The organism is Tenacibaculum sp. MEBiC06402, from assembly GCF_049239625.1.
In the GTDB taxonomy this organism is placed as follows: Bacteria; Bacteroidota; Bacteroidia; order Flavobacteriales; family Flavobacteriaceae; genus Polaribacter.
This window is the reverse complement of the sequence record NZ_JBMKKT010000083.1, coordinates 1-15,444: the sequence shown is the minus strand read 5'-3', so window position 1 is coordinate 15,444 and position 15,444 is coordinate 1. Positions and strand designations below refer to the sequence as shown.

At 32.1% G+C, this 15,444-nt stretch carries 13 protein-coding genes; 9 read left to right on the top strand and 4 right to left on the bottom strand.

Annotation, left to right across the window (positions count from 1 at the left end; all coding sequences use genetic code 11):
- Positions 1–57: 57 nt before the first annotated feature.
- The gene (locus ACOSP6_RS01985; RefSeq protein WP_422093064.1) at positions 58–2,505 is read left to right on the top strand and encodes a TonB-dependent receptor domain-containing protein; all 2,448 of its coding nucleotides are present in this window, start codon (positions 58–60) and stop codon (positions 2,503–2,505) included.
- 142 nt (positions 2,506–2,647) lie between these two features.
- On the opposite strand, the gene ACOSP6_RS01980 is transcribed toward ACOSP6_RS01985, so the two are convergent.
- Positions 2,648–2,821, bottom strand: coding sequence for a hypothetical protein (locus tag ACOSP6_RS01980; RefSeq protein ID WP_165872123.1), 174 nt, complete (start codon positions 2,819–2,821; stop codon positions 2,648–2,650).
- 151 nt (positions 2,822–2,972) lie between these two features.
- Between ACOSP6_RS01980 and fumC the strand changes: the two genes are divergently transcribed.
- From fumC to ACOSP6_RS01950, 6 genes are all read left to right on the top strand, one after another.
- Complete coding sequence (fumC, locus tag ACOSP6_RS01975) at positions 2,973–4,370, top strand: class II fumarate hydratase (RefSeq protein ID WP_422093063.1); 1,398 nt, start codon at positions 2,973–2,975, stop codon at positions 4,368–4,370.
- 173 nt (positions 4,371–4,543) lie between these two features.
- Positions 4,544–5,566, top strand: a complete 1,023-nt coding sequence (locus ACOSP6_RS01970; RefSeq protein ID WP_422093062.1) for a DUF4476 domain-containing protein — start codon at positions 4,544–4,546, stop codon at positions 5,564–5,566.
- A 181-nt stretch (positions 5,567–5,747) separates the two neighbouring features.
- Complete coding sequence (locus ACOSP6_RS01965; protein WP_422093061.1) at positions 5,748–8,939, top strand: LodA/GoxA family CTQ-dependent oxidase; 3,192 nt, start codon at positions 5,748–5,750, stop codon at positions 8,937–8,939.
- Between the two features lie 14 nt (positions 8,940–8,953).
- Positions 8,954–10,093: a tryptophan 7-halogenase gene (locus ACOSP6_RS01960; RefSeq protein ID WP_422093060.1), complete on the top strand. Its 1,140-nt coding sequence runs from the start codon at positions 8,954–8,956 to the stop codon at positions 10,091–10,093.
- A 42-nt stretch (positions 10,094–10,135) separates the two neighbouring features.
- Positions 10,136–10,609: a nucleoside deaminase gene (locus ACOSP6_RS01955; RefSeq protein WP_422093059.1), complete on the top strand. Its 474-nt coding sequence runs from the start codon at positions 10,136–10,138 to the stop codon at positions 10,607–10,609.
- 54 nt (positions 10,610–10,663) lie between these two features.
- Positions 10,664–11,533 carry an aldose 1-epimerase family protein gene (locus ACOSP6_RS01950; protein ID WP_422093058.1) on the top strand — a complete coding sequence of 290 codons (870 nt, stop codon included), beginning with the start codon at positions 10,664–10,666 and terminating at the stop codon, positions 11,531–11,533.
- Between the two features lie 77 nt (positions 11,534–11,610).
- Here the strand turns inward: ACOSP6_RS01950 and ACOSP6_RS01945 are convergent, their stop codons facing one another.
- Genes ACOSP6_RS01945 through ACOSP6_RS01935 form a run of 3 tightly spaced genes read right to left on the bottom strand, consistent with a single transcriptional unit; the run spans position 11,611 to position 13,096 of the window.
- Complete coding sequence (locus tag ACOSP6_RS01945; RefSeq protein ID WP_422093057.1) at positions 11,611–12,117, bottom strand: hypothetical protein; 507 nt, start codon at positions 12,115–12,117, stop codon at positions 11,611–11,613.
- A gap of 11 nt (positions 12,118–12,128) precedes the next feature.
- Positions 12,129–12,635: a DinB family protein gene (locus ACOSP6_RS01940; RefSeq protein ID WP_422093056.1), complete on the bottom strand. Its 507-nt coding sequence runs from the start codon at positions 12,633–12,635 to the stop codon at positions 12,129–12,131.
- Between the two features lie 29 nt (positions 12,636–12,664).
- Entirely contained in the window at positions 12,665–13,096 is a 432-nt protein-coding gene (locus ACOSP6_RS01935; RefSeq protein ID WP_422093055.1) for a DUF3995 domain-containing protein, read from the bottom strand.
- 53 nt (positions 13,097–13,149) lie between these two features.
- Between ACOSP6_RS01935 and hutI the strand changes: the two genes are divergently transcribed.
- Together hutI and ACOSP6_RS01925 are read left to right on the top strand one after the other, a co-directional pair.
- A complete protein-coding gene (gene hutI / locus ACOSP6_RS01930; RefSeq protein ID WP_422093054.1) occupies positions 13,150–14,388 on the top strand; it encodes an imidazolonepropionase in 1,239 nt (412 codons plus the stop codon).
- 2 nt (positions 14,389–14,390) lie between these two features.
- Entirely contained in the window at positions 14,391–15,440 is a 1,050-nt protein-coding gene (locus ACOSP6_RS01925) for a formimidoylglutamase (RefSeq protein ID WP_422093053.1), read from the top strand.
- The last annotated feature ends 4 nt before the right edge of the window (positions 15,441–15,444 follow it).

Here is a 15,444-nt window from a genome sequence, read left to right as displayed (position 1 = left end):
GTTAAACCATTACGGAACTTTGTTGTCCAAATGTAATTAATCAATTATCATCAAAGAATGAATAAAATTACAATGCTATTGTTACTTTTTTGCACAACTCTTTATGCGCAAAAAGGATCTAATATTACTGTCTCAGGAAAAATTATTGAAGCTTCTTCAAAACAACCTTTAGAGTATGCCACATTAATAATAACTGATGTCAAAACGAAAAAAGTTACGGGAGGAGTTACCGATTTAAAAGGAAACTTTTCTGTGTCAGTACCTAAAGGACTTTATGATATGAAAGTAGAGTTTATTGGTTTTAAAACAAAACAACTTCCTCAAAAAGAACTAACTGCAGATGTTAATTTAGGTGTAATAACATTATCGGAAGACACAGAAACCTTAGAAGAAATTGAAATTGTAGCAGAAAAATCTACTGTTGAAATACGACTTGATAAAAAAATCTACAATGTTGGTAAAGACATGACCATAAAAGGAGGAAATGCGTCTGATGTTCTAGACAATGTTCCCTCTGTAAATGTAGATGCGGAAGGAGCTGTTAGTTTACGTGGAAATGAAAATGTAAGAATTCTTATTGATGGTAAACCATCTGCTTTAGTTGGTTTAAACGGAACAGATGCCCTAAGAAATTTACCTTCAGATGCTATTGAAAAAGTTGAAGTCATTACGTCGCCATCGGCAAGATATGATGCAGAAGGAACAGCAGGAATCTTAAACATAATTCTACGTAAAGGAAAAATAACTGGATTTAACGGTTCTTTGAATACAACAATTGGTAATCCTGATTTATTTCAACTTGGTGGAAATGTAAATTATAGAACTAAGAAGTTGAATATTTTCTCTAATGTAGGCTATCGCTACAGAAAAGGTCCAGGAAATTCACAGAGTTTCTTTACCAATTTTGACGATACGGGTGCCATTTCTGACTACAGAAACGAGGACAGAGTGTTTGATAGAAGAAGTAATAACTATAACGGTTCTATTGGTTTAGAATATTACTTAAATAAAAATAGTTCGATTACCGGAACTGTATTCTACAGAAAGTCTAAAGACGATGATATTGCTACAAATTTTACTGAATTCTTCGATGAAAATTTAACAAGAATAGACACACAGACAAGAATTGAAAATGAAAAAGAAGACGGAGTCGATAAACAGTACTCTTTAAATTACACAAATAATTTCGACGGTAAAGGCCAAAAATTAAATATTGATTTACAATATGGAAATAGCAATGAGGACGAACCTGCTTTAATTACAGTTGATGACGTTTTAAACGAACAGAACTCGCAAACAACAAGCACTGAAACCAAATTATTACAAATTGATTATGTTTTACCAATTGGGGAGAAAAGTCAATTTGAAATTGGACATAAATCAGATTTACAGGATTTTTCTTCAGATTTTAGAGTTCGTGATGGTAATGGAAATGTTTTACCAGAAGATCCTTCAAACGCTATTACTTTCAAACAGAATATTTATGCTTTTTATACGCAATATGGAAGCAAAATTAATAAGTTTTCATACTTATTAGGTTTACGCTCAGAGATCACTGATATTGACTTATTTGTGATTACAAGCAACCAATTTTCTGATAAAAACTATACAGAGTGGTTTCCAACTATAAACTTTGGTTACGAATTAAATGACAACGATAATTTCACTTTAGGATACGCACGAAGATTGAGAAGACCACGCTATTGGTTTTTAAATCCATTCGAAAGTAGAAGTTCTGCGACAAACGTTTTTAGAGGAAATCCTGATTTAGACCCTACTTTCACAAGTTCTTTTGACCTTGGCTACAATACAAGAATAAGTAAGTTTAATTTAGGCGCCTCTATCTATTATCAATATTCGACCGACATCATTCAACGTGTCTCAATACTAGAACAAAGAACAATTTTAGGTGTTCCTACAGATATTACCGTAAGACAACCTGTTAATTTAAACGATGAAACTAGATATGGATTTGAATTTACGACAAACTATAATCCAAGCAAAAAAGTAAGGTTAAGTGCTTCTTTCAATTATTTCAAATTTAATACCGATCCGTTTACCTATGTATACACTGCCGCAAACGGTAGTGAAGTTATTACCGAGTTAGACAAAGTAAATGAAAGTAGTTGGTTTACTCGTTTTAATGCTAGAATAACATTACCAGCTAAAATTCAATGGCAAACTCGAATTTTATACCGTGGTCCGCAATCATCTGCTCAATCAGACAGGGAAGGAATTTTTTCTACAAACTTAGCTTTTAGTAAAGATTTGTTTAAAGAAAAAGCCACACTAGTATTAAACGTGAGTGATTTATTCAATACTCGAAAAAGAGAAAGTATTACATATTTAGGTGAAAGAAATGATCCTAATTCCATTGTTGATGGAGCATTTCAATGGAGAGAACGCCAAATTTCTTTAAACTTTACATATAGATTCAATCAAAAGAAAAAAAGAGAACGTCCACAAAGAGATGATGATGGTGGTGGTGAAGGTTTCGGAGGATAGTAAAATATATTAGTTAGAATAAAATAGGCTTTCAGAAAATTGAAAGCCTATTTTATTTACTAGAGTTTTTTTAAAAACAAAAACCTTTATAGAAAAACAAAAGCCCGCAAATTGCGGGCTTCTATATTTTATATCCTTAAAACTACTTTCCTTCAGCAGCTTTTTTTGCTTCTCTCTTTAATTTTAAATTTTCCCAGATAGTTCCACCAATCCAATAAGGAACTACAAACGTTAATAAGAAAATTAACAACCAAAATCCAGTTGTAAAAATGAACATGAATAATACTAATCCTGAAAACTCTGAAAAATTTAACATCTTTTGTTTTGATAAATAATTACTGAAGGCAAAAATAGCACATATTTTCTTTATTTTCTATCATTTTATAAAATATTTCAACAATTATTTCAACTAACAATTCTGCTAGTTTTCTTAACTTTGAATCCACTTATAAATTAATATTATAATAATGGAATATAGAATTGAAAAAGACACAATGGGCGAGGTAAAAGTACCTGCCGATAAGTACTGGGGAGCACAAACTGAGCGTTCTAGAAACAACTTTAAAATTGGTCCTGCTGGAACAATGCCTTTAGAAGTTGTTTACGGATTTGCTTATTTAAAGAAAGCTGCTGCTTATACTAATTGTGAATTAGGTGTTTTAGCTGAAGAAAAACGTGATTTAATTGCACAAGTTTGTGATGAAATTTTGGCCGGAAAACACGATGATCAATTTCCGTTAGTTATTTGGCAAACTGGTTCTGGAACACAAAGTAACATGAATGTAAACGAAGTTGTTGCGAACAGAGCTCACGAAATTGCTGGTAAGAAAATTGGTGTAGGCGAAAAAACTATTCAACCAAATGATGATGTAAATAAATCACAATCATCTAACGATACATTCCCAACCGGAATGCACATCGCTGCTTACAAGAAAATAGTTGAAGTTACAATTCCTGGAGTTGAGCAATTAAGAGATACTTTACAAAAGAAATCTGAAGATTTTAAAGATGTTGTAAAAATTGGACGTACACATTTAATGGACGCTACTCCCCTAACCTTAGGTCAAGAATTCTCAGGTTATGTAGCGCAGTTAAACTTCGGTTTAAAAGCTTTGCGAAATTCATTAGCACATTTAAGTCAGTTAGCTTTAGGTGGAACAGCAGTAGGAACTGGATTAAACACTCCTGCGGGATATGATGTTTTAGTAGCTAAGTATATTGCTGAATTCACAGGTTTACCATTTATTACTGCTGAAAATAAATTTGAGGCATTAGCTGCTCACGACGCTTTAGTTGAAACTCATGCAGCTTTAAAACAATTAGCTGTTTCGTTAAACAAAATAGCTAATGATATTCGTCTAATGGCTTCTGGTCCACGTTCTGGAATTGGAGAGTTAATTATTCCAGCAAATGAACCAGGATCATCTATCATGCCAGGAAAAGTAAATCCAACACAGGCTGAAGCTATGACAATGGTTTGTGCACAAGTTATGGGTAACGATGTTGCTGTAACTGTTGGAGGAACTCAGGGTCATTACGAATTAAACGTATTCAAACCAATGATGGCTGCTAACGTTCTACAATCAGCTCAATTAATCGGAGATGCTTGTGTATCTTTCGATGTAAATTGTGCTGCTGGTATTGAGCCTAACTACGGAAGAATTACTGAATTAGTAAATAACTCTTTAATGTTAGTAACAGCGTTGAATACTAAAATTGGATACTACAAAGCCGCAGAAATTGCTAATACAGCTCACGCTAACGGAACAACATTAAAAGAAGAAGCAATTAACTTAGGTTATGTTACTTCCGAGGAATATGATGAATGGGTAAAACCAGAAGACATGACTGGAAGTTTAAAATAATTAAGTTCTTATTTAAGAAATATAAAACCACAGCATTTTGTTGTGGTTTTTTTTGAACTCAAAACTAACTGATAATAAAATCTTTAAACCGAATTAAACATTCCTATTCTTGTATTAGTCAATTATTGGCATGTTGTTTGAAATTAACCTCACAATAACTTAAAACAAAACTTATGAAACTAAGAATACTACTTTTATTAGGCTTTTGCCTCTCTTTTGCTTCCTTTGGACAAAAGAAGACTAAATACGAATCATTTAAGAAAGAACTTTCTCAAAAGAAATACACACCAGAAACAGTTTTAGACAGGGCTGTTAATTATACTACTCAAAATGATATTTATGTTTCAGAGTTAATTGACGCCTGTCGATATTTCTCTAGCGATAGAAGAAAATACAGGATTTGCGTAAATGCGTACCCAAGAGTAATTGATAAAAGAAATTTCTTTCAGGTATATGATCTTTTCAATAGCTTTTCTTTCGCTATGAAATTATATCATAATACTCAAGGAACCCAAAACGCTATATCAACAATTAATTATCCGAATGCGGATTATTATCACGGAGTTACTACAAATGTATGTAATCAACCTATGTCTGAATATCAGTTCAGTAGTATTTTAAATGGAAGAAGAAATAATTTGAATTTTAACTTAAGGGAGTTAAAAGATATTATCTCTAGAAATTGTTTAAGTACTAGCCAAATTATGAAATTGACTGAAACTTTACAGTCGATTAGAAATAGATTTGAACTATTACAATTTGCTTTTCCTTATTCATTTGATTTAGAGAATTTCTATTACACCGAACAGTTAATTGATGAGAATTATATGAAGCAAAGGTTAATCAGATTTATTGATAGAGAAATTGCACAAATTAATCAGCAAGGACCTGGTTATAATGACTGTAGACCTTTATCTCAAAACGAATATGATTATGTCTTAAAGTCTATAAAAGATGAACGATTTACTAAAGAACGTTTAAAACTGGTAAAACAGCATTTAGAGAGAAACTGTTTTTCAATTGATAGAATTAGACCTATTGTAAATGAATTTAGTTTTGATAAAGACAGATTAAATATTTTAAAAATCAGTTATCAAAACTGTCCGGATAAGGATCAATTTTATAGATTAAAAGAAACACTAACATTTTCAAGACACAAACGAGAGTTTGATCAGTTTTTGTTAGACCAACGATAAAACTTTAAATATTTGGAATTAGAAAAAACCACAACATTTCGTTGTGGTTTTTTATCTCTCAACCTAAAAAAGCAATCACCCATAACTAAAAAAAATACGTTTGGGGATTATTCCTGAGGAAAACCACTGATTAAGTTTTATTTTTAGTACTGATTAACCTAAACTTTAAACTTACTAATCAATGGAAGAATCTAATAACTACAAGTCATCTTCATGTTGGAATTGTGATGGAGATATTGAAACCATTACAAAACGTCTTAAAGAGATGTTTGTTGAAATGGGACAAAAAACACGCATTGAAAGAGGTCAAAAACCTGCAGAAAGAGCTGTTTTTAGAAAACAACACGGAATTGCCTACGGAAATTTTGTTATTAATAAAGATATAGAAGAACGCTTTAAACTGGGAATATTTGCTGGTGATTCTTATGAATGTGCCGTGCGTTTTTCGAGCGACACTACTCCTACATCACCTGATTTACATTCTACTTTAGGAGTTGGTCTGAAACTTTTTGGTGTCAATGGTGAAAATATGCTAGATGGTGGATCAAATGCTGACTTCATAATGCAAAATATCGATCGCTTTTTTGCTCGTGATGCGCAACAAATGTGCAGTTTTACAACTGCTGGTGTAATTGATAAAGATTACGATTCTTACATAGATAAACATCCAGAACTTGCTGCTATATTACAAGCAATGACTAAGGAAGAAGCGAGTGTTTTAAGTGCAAGTTATTGGGCGATACTTCCTTTTAAATTAGGAGACAACCAAATTGTAAAATATCGTTTGATTCCAGAAAACACATATAAAGGAACTCCTTTTAATGACAATGATTACTTAAAAATTGATCTTGAAAAACGTTTACTACAAGGTGATGCTACGTTCAGATTTGAAATTCAATTAAGAACGAATCCTGATAGCATGCCAATTGATGATGCACAAGTGGTTTGGAGTACCGAAGAAAGTCCATATATCTGTATAGCAAAACTTCATTTACCAAAACAAAATGTTGCTGCAATAGGTCAAGCGGAATTTGGAAGTAATTTAGCCTTCAATATTTGGAGAACACTACCACAACATGAACCATTAGGTTCTATCGCTGAAGTTAGAAAAGTTGTGTACGCCGCAAGTGCAGAGGCGCGTCATCAAGCGAATGGAGAATTATTAGAAGAACCAAAAGAGCGAAACCCTAAATTCCAAGGAAATACTGATGAAGATGATGATTGTATTGTTACTGCTGGAATTTATCCGCCAATAGGAATAATGCGAGTTGGAAATAGCCAAAAAGAATATTTCATTGGCCCTTTAACCGATGAACCAATAGCGCAAGAAGATCCTTACGCTTATAGAGATGAAGTCGGTGCATTGAAAAGACAAGCTGCACAATTCAGAATCTATGGTTTTAATGCTGCTGGTAAAGCTGTAAAAGAATTAACTGCTGAAAATGCTAAAATTACTTGGCATTGCCATTTAGCGAATCAAAAAGCTTCATGGTATCAGTTTCAATTAGCTTTAGATATTCCTGAAGCTGCCGATGCTCCGCCTTCATTCTTACGAAATATCAATATTCCTAATCGTGAATCGTTATTAATTGATGGAGGAGCAAAGTCCATTTCCGGAACTAATATTCAAGATGGTCCTTTCTTCGAAGGAGAGTTTTTATCTAAAAAAGTGTATTTAGGTGAAATGAAAACAGATGAAAAAGGTAGATTAATTATGTTAGGTGGACATGGAAAATCTGAAAATATTGACGGTGATATCGCAATTACATTTGCCAATAACGAAGGTTGGTATGATGATACTTCTGACGGACCTGTTACTGCTGAAGTAGAATACAACGGAACAAAATTAAAAGTTGATCCTGCTTGGGTTGTTTGTGCCCCGCCAGATTACGCACCAATGCAAAAATCGGTAAGAACAATGTGGGATTTAATGCGAAGTGTCGCTGTAAAATCTGGAATGTTAACAAGGCCGCAACGACCTTCTTTTACAAAAGATATATTGCCAATTTTCCAACGCATGACAGATTTACAATGGGTAAATGCTGGATTCGCCGGAGCATTTGGTTGGGGAGGACAATTCAATTACACTTCGAAAGAATGGATTAAAAAGTTGGGTAATCCTTCTCCTGCATTTTTAGAGATGAGAAGAACGATTTCTAATAATTTTAGAAGAATTGAAGTAACGGGTGCAGAAGCTCCACAATTATGGCCTTGGTTATATGGAGATGCAATTAGTATTCCTTCAATCGGTTCTGTGCGTCAACATGCTACGCTATCGGAATTACAATTGGAGTTTTTAGATCAATGGGTAAAAGGTGATTTTGACGCTGATTATATGGATACAGAGGGTTGTCCTTTTCATGAACAACAAAAAACCATTGATGATTTACCTGTTCATGAACAGCCTGATATGCTAACTAAAGCAGCTATGGATTTTTGTTTAGCGGATGCATTCCATCCGGGTTGTGAAATGACTTGGCCAATGCGTTCTTCTGGAATGTACATGGCTCCTTTTAGAGTTAAACATGCAAAGGCAACTCCGCCTGTCAATAATATTTATTACGGTCCAACAATGAGTAGTGACACATTAACTTTAGCAAAAGGTCCGATTTTAGGCGGACAAGTAGCTGGTGGAATTACGCGTTGGATGGCAATTCCGTGGCAAACGGATACAGCAAGTTGTAGAGATGGATATACAACGACATATGATCCGTATTTACCAACATTCTGGCCTGCAAGAGTTCCAAATAATATTTTAGACGAAAAACGTTACGATCAAACTTTAGATACTAATTTAGCCGAAGAAACTCGTATGGAAGCTTTCGCTGATAGAGCTGATTGGTTAAACGATCTTCCTTTGGATGGTGCTGCACCTAATTATACAAATCAGATTAATAGCATGATTAAGTATTTTGATAAACTAGCAGTAGTACAAAAACGTCCTGGAGTTCAAAACGATCCAAACTTTCCAAAAGAAATGCAAGTTGGAATCACACCTACCCCTGAACAAGAAAAAGCATTACTTAAAGCAACATTGAATGATTTATCGAGTACTTTAGATGCTGAATCATTAAATATTCAGACTAAAGATGTATTGAAATCTGCCGTTGATAAATTATCGAATAAAGATTTATTGAATGAAGAATTCTTATTAGAAGGAGCTCAAAATCAATTATTAACTTTAGTTGAAGACGAATTGACAAAAGATTTTGTTCAAACTCCAAATGTTATTCATACAATTAGTTTATTAGCTTCCAAATTACATGGAATTAACAAAACCAAGACTAAGTCTCATCAAGAAGTACCACAAAAGAAAACAGAAGTTGGTATTCCTGAAAAAATGACTCGTTTCTCTAGGTTTATTCCTAAATAGAGAGCTATTCTACTATGAACACAAATCATAATACAGAAATTTTAATTATAGGTGGCGGCATTGCAGGTTGCATTGCTGCCATTGCTTTATCGGAAACTTATAATGTTACTTTAATTGATAAACTTGAACAACCGATTGACAAAGTTGGAGAATCTTTAGCTCCTGCTACACAACGTGTTTTTAATGCTCTTGGATTATCTTTAAATGATGATCAATATGAAAACTTATCTCTAAATAATTTAGGAATGCAATCCTACTGGGGAAGTGATCAATTACAAATACTTGATCATTTGAGAAACCCAGATGGATTATCAAAAAGTGTTGACCGAAAAAAACTCGGTTTATTTCTAAGAGAAAAAGCTTTAGAAAAGGGCGTAAAAGGATTTTGGGGATTTAGATTATTCAGCAGTGATTATTCCCAAAGAAAATGGAAGGTTACTTCTAAAAAAGATGATCAAAAGAATAGAAAAACAATTACTATCTCTGCAGATTTTGTAATAGACGCTACAGGTAGAAATTCTCATTTTGCAAGAAGTTTAGGTATCAAAAGGACCCATTTTGATTCTTTAATATCTTGTTGGTTAACCCTACCAAACAAATCAAAAAATACCATGAGTACGATTCTAAGTGATGAATTTGGTTGGTGGTATTCAGCGGTTTTACCAAATAACAAACGAGTTATTTCTTACCAGACAGATTCTGATATATTTGATAAAAAAGTATTTAAAAACTTTAACTCCTTCTCGGAACTTTTAAATAATAATGAAACGATGAAAAAGTTAGTAGAGGAAAATACTGACGAAATTAACTTTCATGGTGTGGTAAGTGCTAATTCTACAAAACTACATACGGTAGTTGGTCAACAATGGTTAGCATTGGGTGATGCAGCTTTAAGTTTTGATCCTTTATCTTCCCAAGGAATGTTTAACGCTATGGCGAATGCCATGCAAGTTTCTGAATTATTGAAAAAATTTCAACTTTCGGATTTATCCGATCTTGAAAAAATGAATCAATTTTCAAAACAATATACTTCACAAGTCGAATCCGTTTGGGCACATTATTTAAAGCATAAAAACCTTTTTTACGGAGCAGAAACACGTTGGAGTGATTCTATTTTTTGGAAAAGAAGGCTTGAAAATGCTTTCGTATTGTAAAATCTACTATTTTTGTTGCCCTTTTTTCTTTAAAATAAAAACATGAATACACACGAAGAATATATGAGCGAAGCGGTAAAAGCTGCTTTGAGAGGAATGCAAAACAATGAAGGTGGTCCGTTTGGATGTATTATTGTTAAGGACGGAGAAATTGTTGGTCGCGGAAATAATAAAGTTACCTCAACAAATGATCCTACAGCACATGCAGAAGTCACTGCGATTAGAGATGCTTGTGAAAATTTAGGAACTTTTCAATTGGATGGTTGTATTGTATATACTTCTTGTGAACCTTGTCCGATGTGTTTAGGAGCGATTTATTGGGCAAGACCAGATAAAGTCTATTATGGAAGCAATCAAGTAGATGCGGCTAATATTGGATTTGATGATGAGTTTATTTATAAAGAAATTCCATTACCGTACGAAAAAAGAAGTATTCCTTTTGAACAAGTAGGAAGAGACATCGCATTAGAGCCATTTCAAAAATGGTCAGAAAAAGACGATAAAATTGAATATTAAACTTTAAAATCCTTACCTTATAAGTGAGGATTTTTTTATTCTAAAGAGAAAGAAATGATTGTATTAGAAAACAATAAGATTAAAGTCAACATTGCTTTATTTGGAGCAGAACTAACAAAACTGTATTCAAAAGAAACTGGCTTAGATTACCTTTGGAATGGTAATCCTAAATTTTGGAAACGCCACGCTCCTATTCTATTTCCTATTGTAGGTAAATTAAAGAATCATACTTATTATGTCGATGATAAAAAGTTTTATTTACCTCAACATGGTTTTGCAAGAGACAATGAATTCTCAGTCATATCTCAATCAAACAATGAAATTATTTTTGAATTATCTTTCTCTGAAAAAACGTTAGAAATCTATCCTTATCGATTTAAACTTCAAATTGGGTATCATTTAAATGAAAATATTTTGGAAATAACCTACAGAGTTATAAATTTTGATAACCATCCTTTATTCTTTTCAATTGGTGCGCATCCCGCTTTTAAATGTCCGATAACCAATGATACTTCATTTTCTGATTATTATGTAGAATTTCAACACCAAGAAAAACCTCTTCAATATTCATTGAACAAAGAAAATGGATTACGCATAGAAAAGCCTACAACAGTGGAATTACCATCCAAACTTCCTCTTGACTATACTTTATTTGAGGATGATGCTTTAATTTATAAGAATATCAAATCGAATGTAATTTCATTGCAATCACCGAAACATAATCATGGAATTAACTTTCATTCCTCAAATTGGGAATACTTTGCTTTTTGGACAAAAAAAGATGCACCGTTTATTTGTTTTGAGCCTTGGATGGGAGCAGCTGATTTAGAAACCACCAATCAAGATTTCACTACAAAAGACGGTATTATTGAATTAGATATAAATAAAGAATTTAAGCAGCACTATGCTATTGAAATATTTTAACTTCCATTAGCTAATCTTTCATAAGAATTAAAACATACTTTATTTAAAGAAATTAGGTTTCACTTCAACTTCTACTATTAAGCTTTATTTCTAGAGGTTATCTTTTTGTACCACTCCAATATTCTGTCAGTATAGTGTCTGTGTGTAATTTCTATATCTAATTCTTCAAGAATATTTTTTAATTCCTTCAATTGATTTTTATCAAGTTCCATTACTAACTCCGATTCATCAATTTTCAAATAATAGAATTTCCCATATTCCTTGCCGAATATTACTTGATTAATTGAATTTAATTCTATTACTTTTTTTGAATCCTTTAATTCAAATGCTAATTCTTTATTTGTAATAGATACCTCTCCTATTCTTAAAAACAATTTACTATTTAGAAGCATCATAATTATTCCTGAAAACCAAAAAATATGTGAAAATAAAATAATGTAGAACTCGTATTTTACAATAGTTTCTACTCCATCAAAAATTGTTAACCCAATCAATAGAGTTCCATAAAGAAAAATTAATTCCTTCCAAATTTTAAAAATTCTATGATTATAAACATAATTCGTATCAATTAAATCCGTATTCATAAATCCTTTAATTATAAATAACGCTCTTTTATAACATTTAAATGGTGTTGTTGATGACCAGCCATAACCATTCCTAAAGCTCTCACAGAAATCTTATTTCCCGAACCGGTTCCAATTTTTAATAAATCATCAGCAGTAAAACTTTTGAATAATTGAATAGTTCCTTTTCTTAATACATCCATTTCATCTAACAATTCATTATAATCTCTTTGTTGTGCTACAGAATTAACAACAAATAAATCTTGATCAAAACCAGGTAAATCTTGTTGATCATTCCTTGCAAAACTCAGTGCTCTATAACAAAAAACACGTTCAGTATCAATAATATGCTGAATGAGTTCTTTTATAGTCCATTTTCCATCAGCATAAGCAAAGTTCTCTTTCTCTATTGAAATGTTTCTAAGTGTTTTCTCGAAATCCTTTTGTGCTGCTTCTAAATTCTCAATAATCGAATTTTCTTCTGGTAATAATGAAATAAATGGTGTGTAGTACGGTACGTATTCTGTAGCTGGAATCATTTAAAAAATATTTGTTCCAACTAAATTAATCAATTTCCCAAGATTACAATTAAAATTCCTGCTATTCCAAGAAATACACACAAAGGCGAAAAGTACTTTGAATCATTCTTTGCAAATTGAGTTCCTTTTATTTTTTTAAAGAAACCGACGTATTTAAAATCACCTATTGCTCTTATAATAAATATTGAAGAAAAAATAATTACGCCAAATTCTTGTAAAAACTTTGGTAGAAAAGCTACATCATAAACTCGAGCATTATGTATATAAACCATCGCAACCATTAATAGAAAAACAGCTACTAAAAAAGTCAAAAATGGTGGCGCTTTAAACACTTTATTTTTATCCGATTTTGTTGGAATAACTCCGCCCAAAGCATAAGCACCTCCAAATGCCCAATACACATGTAAAAGTGAAAGAGCTAAAAATATAAATCCGCATGTAATCCCTAGAAAAAATACCATAATAATTCGTTTTTTAATGTAAGTTTGTCTTTACTCAAAGTTAAAAAGCATATATGACAACAATATTGATAAATATCAAGGAATTAATTCAGGTAAGAGAATCTGAGATTAAAAAGGTTTCTGGTGAAGAAATGAAACACTTACCTACGATAAAGAATGCATATTTAGCTATTGAAAAAGGTCTTATTAAAGATTTTGGAACTATGGAAAATATTCCAACATTTCATCCTAGTGCAATTATTATCGATTGTAAGGGAAAAATGGTATTTCCTTCTTGGTGCGATAGTCATACACATATTGTGTATGCCGGAAATAGAGAACAAGAATTTGTTGATAGAATTAATGGTTTAACTTATGAAGAAATTGCGAATCGTGGTGGTGGTATTTTAAATTCAGCAAAAAAACTACAAGAAACTTCGGAAGAAGAATTGTATGAACAATCGAGCAAAAGATTAAAAGAAATCATAAGTTTAGGAACTGGAGCTGTTGAAATTAAATCAGGTTATGGCTTAACAGTTGAAGCTGAACTAAAAATGCTCCGAGTAATTAGAAAGTTAAGAGAAACATTTGCGTTACCTATAAAAGCAACGTTTTTAGGAGCACATTCGTTTCCAACAGAATATAAAGAAAATAAAGAAGCCTATATTGATTTAATTATTAACGAAATGCTACCTGAAATAGCTAAAGAAAGTTTAGCTAATTTTATAGATGCATTTTGTGAAACAGGGTATTTTTCAGTTGAACAAACAGAAAGAGTGATTGATGCAGGTAAAAAATACGGACTTATTCCGAAAATTCATGTGAATCAATTTACATCAATTGGAGGTTTACAAGCTAGTGTAGCAAAAGGAGCTTTATCTGTTGATCATTTAGAAATAATGACAGAAGATGATATTGAAGCTTTAAAAGGACGTGATACAATGCCTGTAGCTTTACCTTCATGTTCTTATTTCTTAAGCATTCCTTATACTCCTGCTAGAGCAATTATAAATGCAAATTTACCATTAGCTTTAGCAACAGATTATAATCCAGGATCAACACCTTCTGGTAATATGAATTTTGTAGTTTCTACAGCTTGTATAAAAATGAAAATGACGCCAGAAGAAGCAATTAATGCAGCAACTATTAATGGAGCTTATGCAATGGGTTTATCTGATGAAGTTGGTTCCATTACTAAAGGTAAAAAAGCAAATTTCTTTATCACGAAAGAAATTCCTTCTTATGGATATTTACCATATAGTTTTGGTTCTAACGTAATTGAATCTGTATACCTTAACGGAAAACGTATCTAATTATGTTACAAACCTTTTCTCTAGAAAATATTAATGAGTTTGTTTCAACTAGAAATGGTGAAACAAAATTAGGTGAATGTGTTCAATGCATTTCTGATAATAAAAACATTGCAGATGAATTGAATAACTCAAATGCTAAGTTTGTTATCATTGGAGTTCCTGAAGATATCGGTGTTCAGATGAATTACGGTAATCCTGGTGCGCATACAGCGTTTATACCAGCTTTAAAAGCATTATTAAACACGCAACAAAATCAGTTTATTAATGGTAATGAAATTCTGATTCTAGGTTATTTAGATTTCTTAGATGATGTTGTGAATTTTAATCCTACTGATAGAGAAAAAGGTAATGAACTAGTTCAGAAAATAGATAATGAACTTTCTAAATGGATTCGAATTATTTCTTCGAGTGGAAAAACACCAATTGTTATTGGCGGAGGACACAACAATGCTTATGGAAACATTAAAGGTTTATCTGAAGCTAAAAATGATGCCATAAATGTTGTGAATCTTGATGCACATACGGATTTAAGAAAATTAGAAGAACGACATAGTGGAAATGGATTTTCCTATGCTCTAAAAAATGGTTTTCTAGATAAGTATTTTATGTTTGGTTTACATGAAAATTATACTCCTCAATATATTTTTGAATACATACATGATCATATAAATCTAGAATACAACATGTATGAAGAAATGGAAGTTTATCAAACTACCTCTTTTAAGAGTGAACTTCAACGAGCTTTAAATTTTGTTTCTGAAAAATCGTTTGGAATTGAAATAGACTTAGATTGCATTCAATATTTTCCTAGTAGTGCAATGACACCAAGTGGTTTTACACCACAACAAACAAGGCAGTTTATAAATTACTTCGGAAAGCATGAAAACGCTTCTTACTTACATATTTGTGAAGGAGCTCCGTCAGTTTCTAACGAAAAAACAGCTACAACTCAAGTCGGGAAGTTTATAAGTTACTTAATTACAGATTTTATTAAATCAAAAACTAAATCACTCTGTACTGAAAGTACAGAGGTTTATTATACTGGGGACTAAAAGT